Here is a 15,390-nt window from a genome sequence, read left to right on the forward strand (position 1 = left end):
GGCATCGATTCCCTGAGGTGAAACTATGCAGTTAGGATTTGTCGGTCTTGGTGCGGTCGTGGAAACCGCGTATCTGCCCGCGTTGCGTCGCCTTTTTGGTCACACTGTTCATTGTTTTGGATTTGATGTTCTCCCCACCAGGCAGCCTGAAGGCGTCACGCGCTGCGCTTCGCTTACGGAACTTCTCGCCGTACCGCTTGATACTCTCTTTATTACCACCGCATCGCTGCACCACCTCGAGGTGCTGGAACAGGCCATAGCCTCGGCCGTTCCGCGGATTGTGATTGAAAAACCGATCGTCGCCACGCTTCCCCAAATCGAAAAGCTCAACGCGCTGCTGGCAAACCCCGACGCTGCTTCCCGCGTGCTGGCGCTCGATCACTGGATGGCGCGCATCGAAACGGTAAAGCGGTCGCTGGTTGGCAGCGTCTCTGACATCGTCAAAATAGACGGCTTTTTGCAGGAGCCGAGCGGAGTTAACGCCGCAGGGGAACCCATCGCGCTTAACTTTGCCACCGGCGAGCCGGACGCGCGTACGCTTCGCCACCCGGACGGCGTGATTCTGGATATCGGTACGCACGTGCTGGCGATGCTGCGCGAAACGGTGCGTTATCTGGGCGGAAGTGATGAGATGACCCTGCAGGTCGTCACGGCTAAAGACCGCCTGGGCCGCGCTATCGCAAAAGGCGACCTGTCCACGGCGGAGGGCGAGGCGCATCTTCAGGGCCGCATCAGCGGCGTGCCGGTGGATATCTGGCTGAACAAATACGCGGGACCCGCGGGCGGGCAAAAAGGATTACGGCTCTGTTTGCGCGACGGGCGCATCATTAGCTACGACCGGCGCGGCGCGGAGGATGTGCTTGAGCTGATTGAGGGTAAGGATATTGAGCGCTGGCATATCCCCGGGACACTCTACGAGCACTGTCTTGCCGGGCACATTCTGGGCACCAGCAGTCTTTTTGAACGGGATCCGCACGAGGTGAGCCGCACGACGCGTCGCCGAATCGAGGAAGTTGAGCTGCTGCTGACCTTGCAGCAACAGCTGCGTGGCCCGCACTGAACGCGACGTGGTAAAATGATCGCAGACCAGAATGCTTTTAAGGAGTCACCATGACGATTACCTGCCCGGATTGCCAGGCACCGCTTGAGCCCCTGAACGGGGTGGCACACTGCGAGAGCTGTAATAAGGATATTGCGCTTGAAGCCCGCTGCCCGGAGTGCCATCAGCCACTCCAGGTCTTAAAAGCCTGCGGGGCAGTGGATTATTTCTGCCAGAACGGCCACGGTCTTATCTCCAAAAAACGCGTGGAGTTTGTTCGGGCCGAAGGTTAATCACACACGCAGCCTTCGCCTTTCTTCCACAGCTCGACCAGCGACTCGGGCGCCTCCTGCTCGGGAACCAGCACGATGATATCGGCGTAGTGCGCCTGATTTTGGCCGGTCCAGATAATCTGGATGCGGAAATAGCGCTGGTCCCCGCTGCCGGGGGAAGAGACTTGTCCGGGCGGCTGGCCGCGCGGGAAGGCCTGCTCGAGGATGCTCACCAGGCGCTGGCGCTGGGCCTCATTGAGCGAGGAGAGCGCGATGGTGCGCTGGCCGCTCAGCTTGGGAATAAAAGCGACGCCGCCTTCCCGGGCCAGCTCAACCACGGCGTCATCCGTCAGTTCCGGAACCTGCATTTACAACACTCCCACCTGTTCCCAGGCTTGTTTTATGGCCGCCCCAACGTCGCCGCCGGAGCGTTTTTCTCCGTGTGCTACCGTCAGTTTTGCGAAGGCCTCAAAATCCGCATCCTGCGCCAGATTGCGATCGCAAACCGTGTCGTACCAGGCATAACCCGCTTTTTCCCAGGCGTAGCCGCCAATCGCCGTCGCGGCCAGATAAAATGCCCGGTTGGGAATACCGGAGTTCAGATGCACGCCGCCGTTATCCTCGCGCGTTTTAATGAAATCCTTCATGTGTGCAGGCTGCGGGTCTTTGCCGAGCAGCGGATCGTTGTAGGCGGTGCCCGGTTCAGACATCGAGCGCAGCCCTTTGCCGTTGATGCCTTTTGCCAGTAATCCCTCACCAATCAGCCAGTCCGCTTTCTCGGCGGTTTGCTTCAGACGGTACTGCTTCACCAGTGAGCCAAACACGTCCGACAGCGACTCGTTCAGCGCGCCGGACTGCTCAAAGTAGATAAGCCCGGCTTCGGTCTCGGTCACGCCGTGGCTCAGCTCATGCGCCACGACGTCTATGGCGATGGTAAAGCGGTTAAATATTTCCCCGTCGCCGTCGCCAAATACCATCTGCTGACCGTTCCAGAAGGCGTTCTGATATTCCCGACCGTAGTGAACGGTGCCGGTTAAAATAAGCCCTTTGTTATCGAGCGAATCGCGCTGATATTCCTTCCAGAAGAAATCATGGGTAATACCCAAATACTCGTACGCTTCGTCTACCGCCACATCGCCGTTCGACGGCTGACCTTCATAACGCACCTGCGTACCCGGCAGCTCCTGGGTCTGTTTCGCATCGTAGATATCACGCTCCAGCTGTCCAGCTTTATTCACATGCGGCGCGGCGGGTTTGCCCGGCATATGGGCCATCAGCGTCTGGACGTGGGTTAAGGTCTGGCGGGCACAGCGCTGCTGCGGTTCGGAACCGCTTTCGATAATACGGCGAAGAATATACGGGGGAATAACGCTATGAAGATGGGGCATGCTGCTCTCCTTATTAAAAAAGGGAATAGCAGCAGTATAGTAAGTAACCGGCGAAGAATTATCCGGTTTTACGCTGACGCGTCTTTTTCACCGGTTTAATTGATTTCACTTCGCTTTCTATCCAGCCGTCCGACAGACGCGTCGTCAGCACATCGCCAGTACTCACCTGTTTGGTTTGCTTCAGCACCTTGCCGTCCGTTGCCGTCGTCACGCTATAGCCGCGCGCCAGCGTGGAGAGAGGGCTGACCGCTTCAAGGTGGGTCACCGCATTGCCAAAGCGTTCCCGGGTGGCGCTCAGTCGCGCACGGAGAGTTTCCGCCAGGCGGTACTCAAGCTGCTGAATCCGCGTTTGCGCACGATAAATTTTCGGCTGCGGATTCTGCTGGTTCAGACGCTGCGTCACGCGCTGCTGGCGCGACACCGCGCGCTTGATCTGCGTGTCCACCGCCACGTTCATGCGCTGGCGCAGGCGCTCCAGCACGGTCTGCTGACGCGCCAGGCGCAGCTGCGGGTGCTGCTGCTGTAGACGGTGATGAAGCTGGGTAAAGCGCCGGGTCCGGTTGGCGAGGTAGTAGTCCATCGCCATCTCCAGACGCTGCTGGCCGCTTTGGATCTGACGCAGCAGCTCCAGCTGGTTGCGGCTGACCACTTCCGCCGCCGCGGACGGCGTCGGCGCGCGGAGATCCGCGACAAAATCGGCAATCGTCACGTCCGTTTCGTGGCCGACGGCGCTCACCACGGGGATAAGGCTGGCAAAGATTGCCCGCGCCACGCGCTCGTCGTTAAAGCTCCATAAGTCTTCCAGCGAGCCGCCGCCGCGTCCGACGATTAAGACGTCGCACTCCTGACGCGCGTTCGCCAGCTCAATGGCGCGCACAATCTGCCCCGGCGCATCGTCACCCTGCACGGCGGTCGGGTAGATAATGACGGGCAGAGAAGGGTCGCGACGCTTCAGGACGTGCAAAATATCGTGCAGTGCCGCACCGGTTTTCGAGGTGATGACCCCCACGCAGTGGGCAGGCGAGGGCAGCGGCTTTTTGAACTGCTGGTCGAAAAGCCCCTCTTCCGAGAGCTTAGCCTTTAACTGTTCGTACTTCTGCTGCAGCAGACCTTCGCCCGCAGGCTGCATGCTCTCGACGATAATCTGATAATCACCGCGCGGCTCATAGAGGGTGATATTGGCGCGCACCAGAACCTGCTGGCCGTGCTGTGGACGGAACGTCACGCGGCGGTTGCTGTTGCGGAACATCGCACAGCGCACCTGGGCGGTATCGTCTTTTAGCGTAAAGTACCAGTGGCCGGAGGAGGGCTGCGTGAAGTTAGAGATCTCACCGCTGATCCAGACCTGCCCCATTTCCTGCTCAAGCAGCAAACGTACCGTCTGATTAAGGCGGCTGACGGTATAAATTGAGGGGGATTGAGAGGATAACATGTGAGCGGGATCAAATTCTAAATCAGCAAGTTATTCAGTCGATAGTAACCTGCTGAGAGGCAATCGCAAGCTTTTTTATAAAAAAGTGTAGATGCAATCGGTTACGCTCTGTATAATGCCACGGCAATATTTAACCACCCAGGTCAGAGATATTGCCCATGCTACGTATCGCTAAAGAAGCACTGACGTTTGACGACGTCCTCCTCGTTCCCGCTCATTCCACCGTTCTGCCGAATACTGCCGATCTCAGCACGCAGTTGACGAAAACCATTCGCCTGAACATTCCTATGCTCTCTGCGGCAATGGACACCGTGACTGAAGCGCGCCTGGCAATTGCCCTGGCACAGGAAGGTGGCATTGGCTTTATTCACAAAAACATGTCTATCGAACGTCAGGCAGAAGAAGTTCGCCGCGTGAAGAAACATGAATCCGGCATCGTGTCCGATCCACAGACCGTTCTGCCAACCACCACCCTGCACGAAGTGAAAGCCCTGACCGAGCGTAACGGCTTCGCCGGTTACCCGGTGGTGACCGAAGAGAACGAGCTGGTCGGTATTATTACCGGTCGTGACGTGCGTTTCGTGACTGACCTGAACCAGCCTGTCAGCGTGTACATGACGCCAAAAGAGCGCCTGGTTACCGTTCGCGAAGGTGAAACCCGCGACGTGGTGCTGGCAAAAATGCACGAAAAACGCGTTGAAAAAGCGCTGGTTGTTGACAGCAACTTCCACCTGCGCGGCATGATCACCGTTAAAGATTTCCAGAAAGCAGAACGTAAGCCTAACGCCTGTAAAGACGAGCATGGCCGTCTGCGCGTAGGCGCTGCGGTTGGCGCAGGTGCCGGTAACGAAGAGCGCGTTGACGCGCTGGTTGCCGCGGGCGTTGACGTCCTGCTGATTGACTCCTCTCACGGCCACTCCGAAGGCGTTCTGCAGCGTATCCGTGATACCCGTGCCAAATACCCTGACCTGCAGATCATCGGCGGTAACGTAGCTACTGGCGCAGGCGCTCGTGCGCTGGCTGACGCTGGCTGCAGCGCGGTGAAAGTGGGTATCGGTCCTGGCTCTATCTGTACCACGCGTATCGTGACCGGCGTGGGCGTTCCGCAGATCACCGCCGTGTCTGACGCGGTTGAAGCGCTGGAAGGGACCGGTATTCCGGTTATCGCTGACGGCGGTATCCGCTTCTCTGGCGACATCGCGAAAGCGATCGCTGCGGGCGCAGCGGCGGTGATGGTAGGCTCTATGCTGGCCGGTACCGAAGAATCCCCGGGTGAAATCGAACTCTACCAGGGCCGTTCTTACAAATCTTACCGCGGTATGGGTTCCCTGGGCGCGATGTCCAAAGGTTCCTCTGACCGTTACTTCCAGACCGATAACGCCGCAGACAAACTGGTGCCGGAAGGTATCGAAGGTCGCGTTGCCTATAAAGGCCGTCTGAAAGAGATCATTCACCAGCAGATGGGCGGCCTGCGCTCCTGTATGGGTCTGACCGGCTGTGGTACCATTGACCTGCTGCGTACTAAAGCGGAATTCGTACGCATCAGCGGTGCGGGTATCCAGGAGAGCCACGTTCACGACGTGACGATCACCAAAGAGTCCCCGAACTACCGTCTGGGCTCCTGATTAATTTCCGCGCCCGGCTTCTGCCGGGCGCTCTGTTTTTGTTTCACTTGCCTCGGAATTAGCGTCAATGACGGAAAACATTCATAAACATCGCATTCTCATCCTGGACTTCGGTTCTCAGTACACTCAGCTGGTGGCGCGTCGCGTACGTGAACTGGGCGTTTACTGTGAACTGTGGGCGTGGGATGTCACGGAAGCACAGATTCGCGAATTCAATCCAAGCGGCATCATCCTGTCCGGCGGCCCGGAAAGCACCACCGAAGAAAACAGCCCGCGCGCGCCGCAGTACGTGTTCGAAGCGGGCGTGCCGGTATTCGGCGTCTGCTACGGCATGCAGACCATGGCGATGCAGCTGGGCGGCCACGTAGAAGGCTCTAACGAGCGTGAGTTTGGCTACGCGCAGGTTGAAGTTGTCACCGACAGCGCGCTGGTGCGCGGTATCGAAGACTCCCTGACCGCAGACGGCAAGCCGCTGCTGGACGTGTGGATGAGCCACGGCGACAAGGTCACCGCCATCCCGTCCGACTTCGTGACCGTTGCCAGCACCGAAAGCTGTCCGTTCGCCATCATGGCGAACGAAGAAAAACGCTTCTACGGGGTGCAGTTCCACCCGGAAGTGACCCATACCCGTCAGGGTATGCGCATGCTGGAGCGCTTCGTGCGTGACATCTGCCAGTGTGAAGCCCTGTGGACCCCGGCAAAAATCATCGACGACGCCGTTGAGCGTATCCGCCAGCAGGTTGGCGATGACAAAGTGATCCTCGGCCTCTCCGGCGGCGTGGACTCCTCCGTCACCGCGATGCTGCTGCACCGTGCCATCGGCAAAAACCTGACCTGCGTCTTCGTGGACAACGGTCTGCTGCGTCTGAACGAAGCGAAGCAGGTCATGGACATGTTCGGCGACCACTTCGGTCTGAACATCGTTCACGTGGAAGGCGAGCAGCGCTTCCTGGACGCGCTGAAAGGCGAGAACGATCCGGAAGCGAAACGTAAGATCATCGGCCGCGTGTTCGTTGAAGTGTTCGACGAAGAAGCGCTGAAGCTGGACGACGTGAAGTGGCTGGCGCAGGGTACCATCTACCCTGACGTGATTGAATCTGCGGCCTCCGCAACCGGTAAAGCACACGTCATCAAATCTCACCACAACGTGGGCGGCCTGCCGAAAGAGATGAAGATGGGCCTGGTTGAGCCACTGCGCGAGCTGTTCAAAGACGAAGTGCGTAAGATCGGTCTGGAACTGGGTCTGCCGTACGACATGCTCTACCGCCACCCGTTCCCGGGTCCGGGTCTGGGCGTGCGCGTGCTGGGCGAAGTGAAGAAAGAGTACTGCGACCTGCTGCGTCGTGCGGACGCGATCTTCATCGAAGAGCTGCACAAAGCTGATCTGTACAACAAGGTAAGCCAGGCGTTCACCGTGTTCCTGCCGGTTCGCTCCGTCGGCGTGATGGGCGATGGCCGTAAGTACGACTGGGTTGTTTCCCTGCGTGCGGTGGAAACCATCGACTTCATGACCGCGCACTGGGCGCACCTGCCGTATGACTTCCTGGGCCGCGTGTCTAACCGCATTATCAACGAAGTGAACGGCATTTCCCGCGTGGTGTATGACATCAGCGGTAAGCCACCGGCTACGATTGAGTGGGAATAAACGCGGTTAAAATTTTTTAACGTTCTAAAAAACCCTCTGTTTCTTAGAGGGTTTTTTGTGTCTAATGAATAGTTTCATTATTCCTTTACTGTGGGAAGAAATCTTCCAATATAAACATAAGGTTCAAGCTCAAATACGCGTTTCAGGTCGCGGGCAGTATATTCAATTAAGTTCGGCGATTCAGAAAGGGCAGAAGTCACCATTGCCAGACGCCATTTTGAATTAGATTGCATTCCCTTCAAATGTTCATTCCGTGTAAGGAAAAATTGCGGGGTTGAGCTTGATGTGCCTTTAACTTCAATATGTCTCTCCTCTTCACCTTTCGTGAATGAGAAATCATAGCCGCAGGGCAGATGCGTCATACGTTTGCAGGTAAAACCTTTTTTCTCGTAATGTGTAATGACGATATCTTCGGCGCGCTTTTCGACACGTTTCCTATGTTCTGGAGTACCGAATCCCGTTAAGGGATCGATTGTATTAAGTTCAGGGTCGGGAGAGTTAATATCGTTTGGATTAAGGATGGCAAAGGGAGAGATTTTTTCCATCCGTTGATTCAGCAAGTTAAGTACGCGTATCTTATTGTCGTTGATTTCCACCCCAGGTCCTTCGAGAAAGGAATATTTCCCTTGTTTTATGGAGGGATCGGAGAACGGAGCGTTTCGTTTGTCGGGAGGAATAAAATAGGCTTTCTGGGCTGAAATACAGTATGACCTGTCACTATAAGATACGTTAATATCCCCCGCTTTTTTTATCTCATTGTCAGGCGGAACAAGCCATTTTCCGTGCAACGTTGCATCTTCATACCATCCAACAATGTGGATCCCGGCGCGTCGAGGATTTTTCGCAAGACAAATAACTGTCCATCCGTGCGGGTCTTCGTTTAAAGGGGCATAATGTTTTGCTTGTGGCGGAACATAACAATAATAAGTGCCATCAGGTGCAGGTTCAAAGTTGAACGCCTCGTGACCCCGTCGCTCGTCTTTTTTATTTTCATTTAGCCAACCAAAATTACCATTAACCGGTCCACCCCGATAATATTCTGACCAGCCGAATTTCACCCATAAAAATTTTTTCACATTTTATCCCTGATAGATCCAACCGTTTATGATTAAGGAAAGCATTAAGACCGATTCCTTATTTCCCTTCTCCCAACCGATACGCCAGCGCCACCACCAGCGATTGCACCAGGCACAGCGTCGCCGACTGAGACCGAAACGCATCCACCTGCGCCTCTTTCACCACAAAGCAGAGATCGCTGAACGTCGCCAGCGGGCTGATCTGGCTGTCCGTAATCACAATCTGCCGCGCGCCGACGCTGGCGGCGGTTTCGCTGACCATCACCGTCTCTTCCGCGTACGGCGAGAAGCTTATCGACACCACGATGTCGCGCGCCTTAATGCGGCTGATTTGCTCGCGCAGCATCCCGCCCATGCCGTCGAGCAGGATAGGGCGGCACTCCAGATGGCTCAGAGCATAGGTGAGGTACGCGGCGACGCTAAAGGATCGACGCAGTCCGGCGATGTAGATGGTGTCGGCGTCGGCCAGCAGCTGTACCGCGCGCTCCAGCATCTCCGGCTCGGCGCGGGCGGCCAGCTGCTGCAGCGCCTGCGCGTTTGAACGGGCAAACTCCTGCAGGATATCGAGCGGCGTTTCCGGCACGGCCTCGCTCTCCATCTCGCGGAACAGCCGGGCGCGGTCGCTGTAGCTGGCGGTCTCCTCCACCAGGTTCATGCGAAACAGCTGTTTCATTTCGTTGAAGCCGGTGAAGTCAAAGGCGTTGGCAAAGCGGATCAGCGTCGAAGGCGGCACGTCGGCGCGCTCGGCAATAACGGCAACCGTATCAAAGGCCACGCTGTTGGTGTTGTCCAGCACGTAGCGGGAGACCTGCTGCAGCCTCTTGCTCAGGCTATCGTAGCGATCGCGGATTTGCTGCTGCAGTTCGTTCAGGCTGGTTGCTGTCGTCATCTTATCCCCCAAATACAGTCATATGATTCTAAACGCAAAACCGCGTCTTTTAAATGTCGGCCATCCATCTGGCAGCAAAAATGAAACAGAAGATTCAGTCATTTCCTCGCCCGAGAACCCTTAATAGCGCACGCGGCGTCAGTGGTGCTGGCTGTTAACATAAAAATCCATCCTTGATCACAATAATCATCATTTATTTTATTTCAACTTAAAATGGAATATTTGTTTCATATATAGTGTTCAGTACACAGTGTTCAGGTCAAGTCACGTATCAACAGCGAGAGGTTAAGGATGGAGACGGTAGCGAATTTTATTCACGGCGAATGTGTCACCGGTTCAGGCCAGCGCGTTCAGGCGATCTTCAACCCGGCCACCGGCGAGCAGATCCGCCAGGTGGTGATGAGTACGGCACAGGAAACGGAGCAGGCGATCGCCGCCGCGCAGCAGGCGTTTCCGGCGTGGGCGCGTCATGCTCCGCTTAAGCGCGCGCGCGTGATGTTCCGCTTCAAGGCGCTGCTGGAAGAGAACATGGATCGCCTGGCCCGCCTCATCAGCGAAGAGCACGGCAAGGTCTTCTCCGACGCGGTGGGCGAGCTGACCCGCGGCCTGGAAGTGGTGGAGTTTGCCTGTGGTATTCCGCATCTGCAAAAGGGCGAACACTCGGCGAACGTCGGGACCGGCGTTGACAGCCACTCGCTGATGCAGCCGCTCGGCGTCTGCGCCGGGATCACGCCGTTTAACTTCCCGGCGATGGTGCCGATGTGGATGTTCCCGATTGCGCTGGCAACCGGGAATACCTTCGTGCTGAAACCGTCGGAAAAAGACCCTTCTCTGGCGCTCGCGCTGGCGCAACTGCTGAAAGAGGCCGGCCTGCCGGACGGCGTCTTCAACGTGGTGCAGGGCGATAAAGAGTCCGTTGACGTGCTCCTGACCGACCCGCGGGTGCAGGCGGTGAGCTTTGTCGGCTCCACGCCGATTGCCGAATACATTTACCAGACCGCGTCCGCCCACGGTAAGCGCTGTCAGGCGCTGGGGGGCGCGAAAAACCACTGCATTTTAATGCCGGATGCCGACATGGAGATGGCGACCAACGCCATCATGGGCGCGGCCTACGGCGCGGCGGGGGAACGCTGCATGGCGCTCTCGGTGGTACTGGCGGTGGGCGATAACACCGCCGATGACCTCTGCGCCCGGCTGGAAAAACAGATTGCCGCGCTGCGCGTCGGGCCGGGGCTGGACCAGACGCCGGAAAACGAAATGGGGCCGCTCATCTCCTCCGCGCACCGCAGCAAGGTGCTGGGCTACATCGACAGCGGAGAAGCGCAGGGGGCGACGCTTCGCGTGGACGGTCGCGGCTTCAGCGTGAAGGGCCACGAGCAGGGCTACTTCGTCGGGCCGACGCTGTTCGATAACGTCACCCCGGAGATGACCATCTATAAAGAAGAGATTTTTGGTCCGGTGCTTTCTGTGGTGCGCGTAGCAGATTACGCCAGCGCGGTGGACCTGATTAACCGCCATGAATATGGTAATGGCTCGGCAATCTTCACCCGTGACGGCGGCTGCGCGCGTCGCTTCTGCGAAGAGGTGCAGGCGGGCATGGTGGGGGTCAACGTGCCGATCCCGGTGCCGATGGCGTTCCACAGCTTCGGCGGCTGGAAGCGTTCCATCTTCGGCGCGCTCAACGTCCACGGCAACGACGGCGTGCGCTTCTACACCCGAATGAAAACCATCACCGCGCGCTGGCCGGAAATGCAGCAGGAGACAGGCGCTGCGTTCTCCATGCCGACGCTGGGCTGACAGGAGATTTTATGCAAACCGAACGTATGACCATGGCCCAGGCGCTGGTCCGGTTCCTGAATCAACAGTACGTCAGCGTGGATGGCGATGAAACGCCCTTCGTGGAGGGCGTCGCCACCATCTTTGGACACGGCAACGTGCTGGGTATCGGCCAGGCGCTGGAGCAGGATCCGGGCCATCTGCAGGTGATGCAGGGCTGCAACGAGCAGGGCATTGCCCATATGGCGACGGGATTTGCCAAACAGCACCGCCGTCAGCGCATCTTTGCCGTCACCTCCTCCGTCGGGCCGGGTGCCGCCAATATGGTTACGGCGGCGGCAACCGCCACGGCGAACCGCATCCCGCTGCTGCTGCTTCCGGGCGATATCTACGCCAGCCGCCAGCCGGACCCGGTGCTGCAGCAGATCGAGCAGTATCACGATCTCAGCATCAGCACCAACGACTGCTTCCGTCCGGTCTCCCGCTACTGGGACCGCATTAACCGCCCGGAGCAACTCATGAGCGCGATGCTCAGCGCGATGCGAACGCTTACTGACCCGGCAGATACCGGTGCGGTGACGATTTGCCTGCCGCAGGACGTGCAGGGGGAAGCGTGGGATTACCCGCTGAGCTTCTTCGCGCGTCGCGTGCACCACATCGAGCGCCGTCCGCCCGATCCGCAGCGTCTGGCGCAGGCGCGGGCGCTGATCGCCCGCAAGCATCGCCCGCTGGTGGTGTGCGGCGGCGGCGTACGCTATTCCGGCGCGCATGAGGCGTTTCGCGACTTTGTCGAGACGCTGCAGCTGCCGTTTGCCGAAACCCAGGCCGGAAAGGGGGCGCTGGTAAGTGACCACCCACTTAACCTCGGTGGCGTAGGGGTGACGGGCGGGATGGCGGCCAACCAGCTCGCCCCGCAGGCCGACCTGGTGATCGGCATCGGCACGCGCCTGACCGACTTTACCACCGGCTCCAAGGCGCTCTTTTCCCATCCGGACGTGGAATTCCTGCTGCTGAACGTGGCCGAGTTTGACGCCCTGAAGCTGGACGCCACGGCGCTGATTGCCGACGCTCAAACCGGGCTCGAGGCATTGACCCACGCGCTTGGTGATTACCGCAGCGGCTGGGGAGAGGCGATCGCTGAGGCGAAATCCGCCTGGCGCGACGAGTGCCGTCGCCTGTGGGATCGCCAGTGGCGTCCTGACGACGCGCCCGAAGTGGCGGGGCACCTGGACGCGCAGCTGGCGGAATACGGCGAGGCGCTCAATACCCGCCTGACCCAGACGCGGGTGCTGGGGCTGATCAACCAGCATGTGGAAGATAACGCCATCGTGGTGGGGGCGGCCGGTTCGCTGCCGGGGGATTTACAGCGCCTCTGGCAGGTCAAAACGCCGGACAGCTATCACCTGGAGTACGGCTACTCCTGCATGGGCTACGAGATTGCGGCAGCCATCGGCGCGAAGCTTGCCCGCCCCGAGCAGCCGGTATACGCCATGGTGGGGGATGGCTCCTACATGATGCTGCACTCCGAGCTGCAAACCGCCGTTCAGGAGGGCATTAAGGTCACCGTTCTGCTGTTTGATAACGCCAGCTTCGGCTGCATTAACAACCTGCAGATGGGGCACGGCATGGGCAGCTTTGGCACGGAAAACCGCCATCGCAACCCGGAAAGCGGGCGGCTTGACGGGCCGCTGGTGAAGGTCGATTTTGCGCAAAATGCGGAAAGCTACGGCTGCCGCGCGTGGCGGGTAAACGATGAGCAAAGCCTGCTGGCGGCGCTGGAGGCGGCCCGCGCCCATCCTGGCCCGACGCTGCTGGACATCAAGGTGCTGCCGAAGACCATGACCCACGACTACGCCTCCTGGTGGCGAACCGGTGATGCGCAGGTGGCAGAGTCGTCTGCCGTGCGTGAGGCCGCGGAGCAAACGCAGTCGCAGGTGAAAAAAGCCCGTCAGTATTGAGTTTTCCCGAAGTAACGAAATTTTCATTTCATTTTTGTTTTCCCCTCATCCTAACCCTCTCCCTCAGGGAGAGGGGACGGCTCGGTGTGGTTTTTTACTCCCTCTCCCTGAGGGAGAGGGCCGGGGTGAGGGGAGTTGCCGCACGTTCACCTATGTTGTGAGATTGATAACAAAATTTATCTCATTCATCTCAAAAGTGTTAACCCGCACTCAAAAACATAATTTTCACTATTTATAAAAATGAAATAAATGTTTTATTTATAGAGTCGTTAGTTCACAGCATTCACCAACACCGGGAGCCGTTATGTTTAACATTGCTTTACTGGGCGCTGGCCGAATTGGCCAGGTACATGCAGCTAACATCGCCAGCCACGGCGCGACCACGCTCTGGTCCGTGGTTGACCCGAATCAGGAATTTGCCACCCGCCTCGCCACGCAGTATCAGGCCCGCCAGCAGAGCCTGGATGAAGCGATGACCGACCCTAACGTTCACGCCGTGCTGATCGCCTCTGCCACCGATACCCACGCGGACCTGATTGAAATGGCCGCCCGCCACGGCAAGGCCATCTTCTGCGAAAAGCCGGTACACCTCGACCTCGCCCGCGTGCGCGACTGCCTGAAGGTGGTCAAAGAGTACGACGTGCCTCTGTTCATCGGCTTTAACCGCCGCTTTGACCCGCAGTTCCGCCGCGTGAAAACCGACGCGCAGGCCGGGCGAATCGGCAAGCCGGAATCGCTGCTCATCATCTCCCGCGATCCGTCTCCGCCGCCCGCGGAGTACGTGCGCGTCTCCGGCGGCATGTTCCGCGATATGACCATTCATGACTTTGACATGGCGCGCTTCATCATGGGCGAAGAGCCGGTGTCGGTGTATGCCCAGGGCAGCAACCTGGTGGATCCGGCGATTGGCGAGGCGGGGGACATCGATACCGCGTTTATCGTCCTGAAATACGCTTCCGGCGCGATGGCGACCATCGTTAACAGCCGCCGCTCCTCGTATGGCTACGACCAGCGTCTGGAGCTGCACGGCTCCGAAGGGCTGCTGTGCGCGGGCAACATTCCAGAAAACCAGGTGCAGCATTACGGCAAACAGGGCTGCACCAGCGCGCTGCCGGAACACTTCTTCCTGCAGCGCTACAAATCCGCTTACGCCGCGGAATGGGAACACTTTGTCGCGGTCCTGCGCGGCGAAGCGGTGCCTGACTGCAGCGGCGATGATGGTGAACGTGCGCTGTACCTCGCGGATAAAGCGCTGGAGTCGCTGCGCAGCCAGCGCGAGATCGTCCTCTAAACACAACCACCCTACACAGAGAGACATAATAATGAAAAAACTGATCGTAGCCGCCCTCATCGCCATGACGTCCGGGGCCGCCCTCGCCGAAAACGAGCAAATTGTGTTCAGTACGCCAAACCTGGCCATGCCGTTTGAAGTTCACATGCAGCGCACGGCGGTGAAAGCCGCAAAAGAGATGGGCGTGAAGCTTCAGGTGCTGGACGGGCAGGGCAGTTCACCGAAGCAGGTGGCTGACCTGGAAAACGCCATCACCCGCGGGGCGCAGGGTTTTATCGTCTCCCCGAACGACGTCAACGCGGTCTCAAGCGCAGTGGATGAAATTCAGGATGCGAAGCTGCCGGTGGTCACCCTTGACCGCTCCGTCGACAGCCAGAAGAAAGTGCCGCACTTTGGCGCCAACAACTACAAGGGCGGCCAGGCGATTGGCGACTTCGTTAAAACCAAATTCCCCGACGGCGCGGAGATCATTCTGCTGACCGGCCAGCCGGGCTCCTCCTCCAATATTGAACGCACTAAGGGGATCCGCGACAGCCTGAAGGCGGGCGGGGATAAGTACAAGATCGTCGCCGATCAGACCGGCAACTGGATGCGTTCCGAAGGGATGCGCATCGTTGAAAGCGTGCTGCCCTCGCTGCCGAAACGCCCGCAGGTGATCCTCTCCGCCAACGACGACATGGCGCTGGGGGCGATTGAAGCGCTGCAAAGCCAGGGCGTGAAGCCGGGTGAGATCCTCGTAACCGGGTTTGATGCGGTGCCGGAAGCGCTGGCCCGCGTGCGCGACGGCTGGCTGGCGGTAACGGCGGATCAGCGTCCGGGCTTTGCGGTGCAGACGGCGATGAGCCAGCTGGTGGCCAATGTACGCGAGAAGAAAGCCATCACCGGGGCCGACTACCCGCCGACGCTGATCACCAAAGAGAACCTGCAGCAGGCTGAGCGTATCGGTGAGGCCGGTAACTGATATGTCCCGAGCCGCATTTGGCGGCTCATCATGAGGAG

Annotated in this window: 13 protein-coding genes; 8 read left to right on the plus strand and 5 right to left on the minus strand. The window is 58.6% G+C overall.

Annotated elements, in window-relative coordinates:
- The first annotated feature begins 25 nt into the window (after positions 1-25).
- Positions 26-1,060 (plus strand): hypothetical protein, encoded by a 1,035-nt coding sequence (locus N6P30_RS09465; protein ID WP_023294289.1) that lies wholly within the window; start codon positions 26-28, stop codon positions 1,058-1,060.
- A gap of 50 nt (positions 1,061-1,110) precedes the next feature.
- Positions 1,111-1,332 (plus strand): zinc ribbon domain-containing protein, encoded by a 222-nt coding sequence (locus N6P30_RS09470; RefSeq protein ID WP_023294288.1) that lies wholly within the window; start codon positions 1,111-1,113, stop codon positions 1,330-1,332.
- On the opposite strand, the gene N6P30_RS09475 is transcribed toward N6P30_RS09470, so the two are convergent.
- Genes N6P30_RS09475 through xseA form a run of 3 tightly spaced genes read right to left on the minus strand, consistent with a single transcriptional unit; the run spans position 1,329 to position 4,131 of the window.
- Positions 1,329-1,679 (minus strand): protealysin inhibitor emfourin, encoded by a 351-nt coding sequence (locus N6P30_RS09475; protein ID WP_023294287.1) that lies wholly within the window; start codon positions 1,677-1,679, stop codon positions 1,329-1,331. The two genes, N6P30_RS09470 and N6P30_RS09475, sit on opposite strands and share 4 nt — an antisense overlap.
- Complete coding sequence (locus tag N6P30_RS09480; protein ID WP_023294286.1) at positions 1,680-2,699, minus strand: M4 family metallopeptidase; 1,020 nt, start codon at positions 2,697-2,699, stop codon at positions 1,680-1,682.
- A gap of 58 nt (positions 2,700-2,757) precedes the next feature.
- The gene (gene xseA / locus N6P30_RS09485) at positions 2,758-4,131 is read right to left on the minus strand and encodes an exodeoxyribonuclease VII large subunit (RefSeq protein WP_023294285.1); all 1,374 of its coding nucleotides are present in this window, start codon (positions 4,129-4,131) and stop codon (positions 2,758-2,760) included.
- Between the two features lie 158 nt (positions 4,132-4,289).
- Here xseA and guaB point away from each other — a divergent pair, with 158 nt between their 5' ends.
- Both guaB and guaA read left to right on the plus strand, forming a co-directional pair.
- Entirely contained in the window at positions 4,290-5,756 is a 1,467-nt protein-coding gene (guaB, locus tag N6P30_RS09490) for an IMP dehydrogenase (RefSeq protein WP_008502128.1), read from the plus strand.
- 67 nt (positions 5,757-5,823) lie between these two features.
- A complete protein-coding gene (gene guaA, locus N6P30_RS09495; RefSeq protein ID WP_023294284.1) occupies positions 5,824-7,401 on the plus strand; it encodes a glutamine-hydrolyzing GMP synthase in 1,578 nt (525 codons plus the stop codon).
- A gap of 77 nt (positions 7,402-7,478) precedes the next feature.
- On the opposite strand, the gene N6P30_RS09500 is transcribed toward guaA, so the two are convergent.
- Together N6P30_RS09500 and N6P30_RS09505 are read right to left on the minus strand one after the other, a co-directional pair.
- Positions 7,479-8,477 (minus strand): DUF3883 domain-containing protein, encoded by a 999-nt coding sequence (locus N6P30_RS09500; protein WP_023294283.1) that lies wholly within the window; start codon positions 8,475-8,477, stop codon positions 7,479-7,481.
- Between the two features lie 58 nt (positions 8,478-8,535).
- On the minus strand, positions 8,536-9,366 hold the full coding sequence (locus N6P30_RS09505) for a MurR/RpiR family transcriptional regulator (protein WP_008502123.1): 831 nt from the start codon (positions 9,364-9,366) through the stop codon (positions 8,536-8,538).
- 291 nt (positions 9,367-9,657) lie between these two features.
- Here N6P30_RS09505 and N6P30_RS09510 point away from each other — a divergent pair, with 291 nt between their 5' ends.
- The 4 genes from N6P30_RS09510 (at position 9,658) to N6P30_RS09525 (ending at position 15,352) form a co-directional block, all read left to right on the plus strand.
- A complete protein-coding gene (locus tag N6P30_RS09510; protein WP_023294282.1) occupies positions 9,658-11,163 on the plus strand; it encodes a CoA-acylating methylmalonate-semialdehyde dehydrogenase in 1,506 nt (501 codons plus the stop codon).
- Positions 11,164-11,174: 11 nt separating this feature from the next.
- Entirely contained in the window at positions 11,175-13,100 is a 1,926-nt protein-coding gene (gene iolD / locus N6P30_RS09515; protein ID WP_058673580.1) for a 3D-(3,5/4)-trihydroxycyclohexane-1,2-dione acylhydrolase (decyclizing), read from the plus strand.
- 304 nt (positions 13,101-13,404) lie between these two features.
- Positions 13,405-14,391, plus strand: coding sequence for an inositol 2-dehydrogenase (gene iolG, locus N6P30_RS09520; protein ID WP_047747865.1), 987 nt, complete (start codon positions 13,405-13,407; stop codon positions 14,389-14,391).
- A gap of 31 nt (positions 14,392-14,422) precedes the next feature.
- Positions 14,423-15,352 (plus strand): sugar ABC transporter substrate-binding protein, encoded by a 930-nt coding sequence (locus tag N6P30_RS09525; protein ID WP_008502118.1) that lies wholly within the window; start codon positions 14,423-14,425, stop codon positions 15,350-15,352.
- The last annotated feature ends 38 nt before the right edge of the window (positions 15,353-15,390 follow it).

It is taken from the genome of Enterobacter sp. PL1, assembly GCF_945957325.1.
GTDB classification, from domain to species: Bacteria; Pseudomonadota; Gammaproteobacteria; order Enterobacterales; family Enterobacteriaceae; genus Enterobacter; species Enterobacter roggenkampii.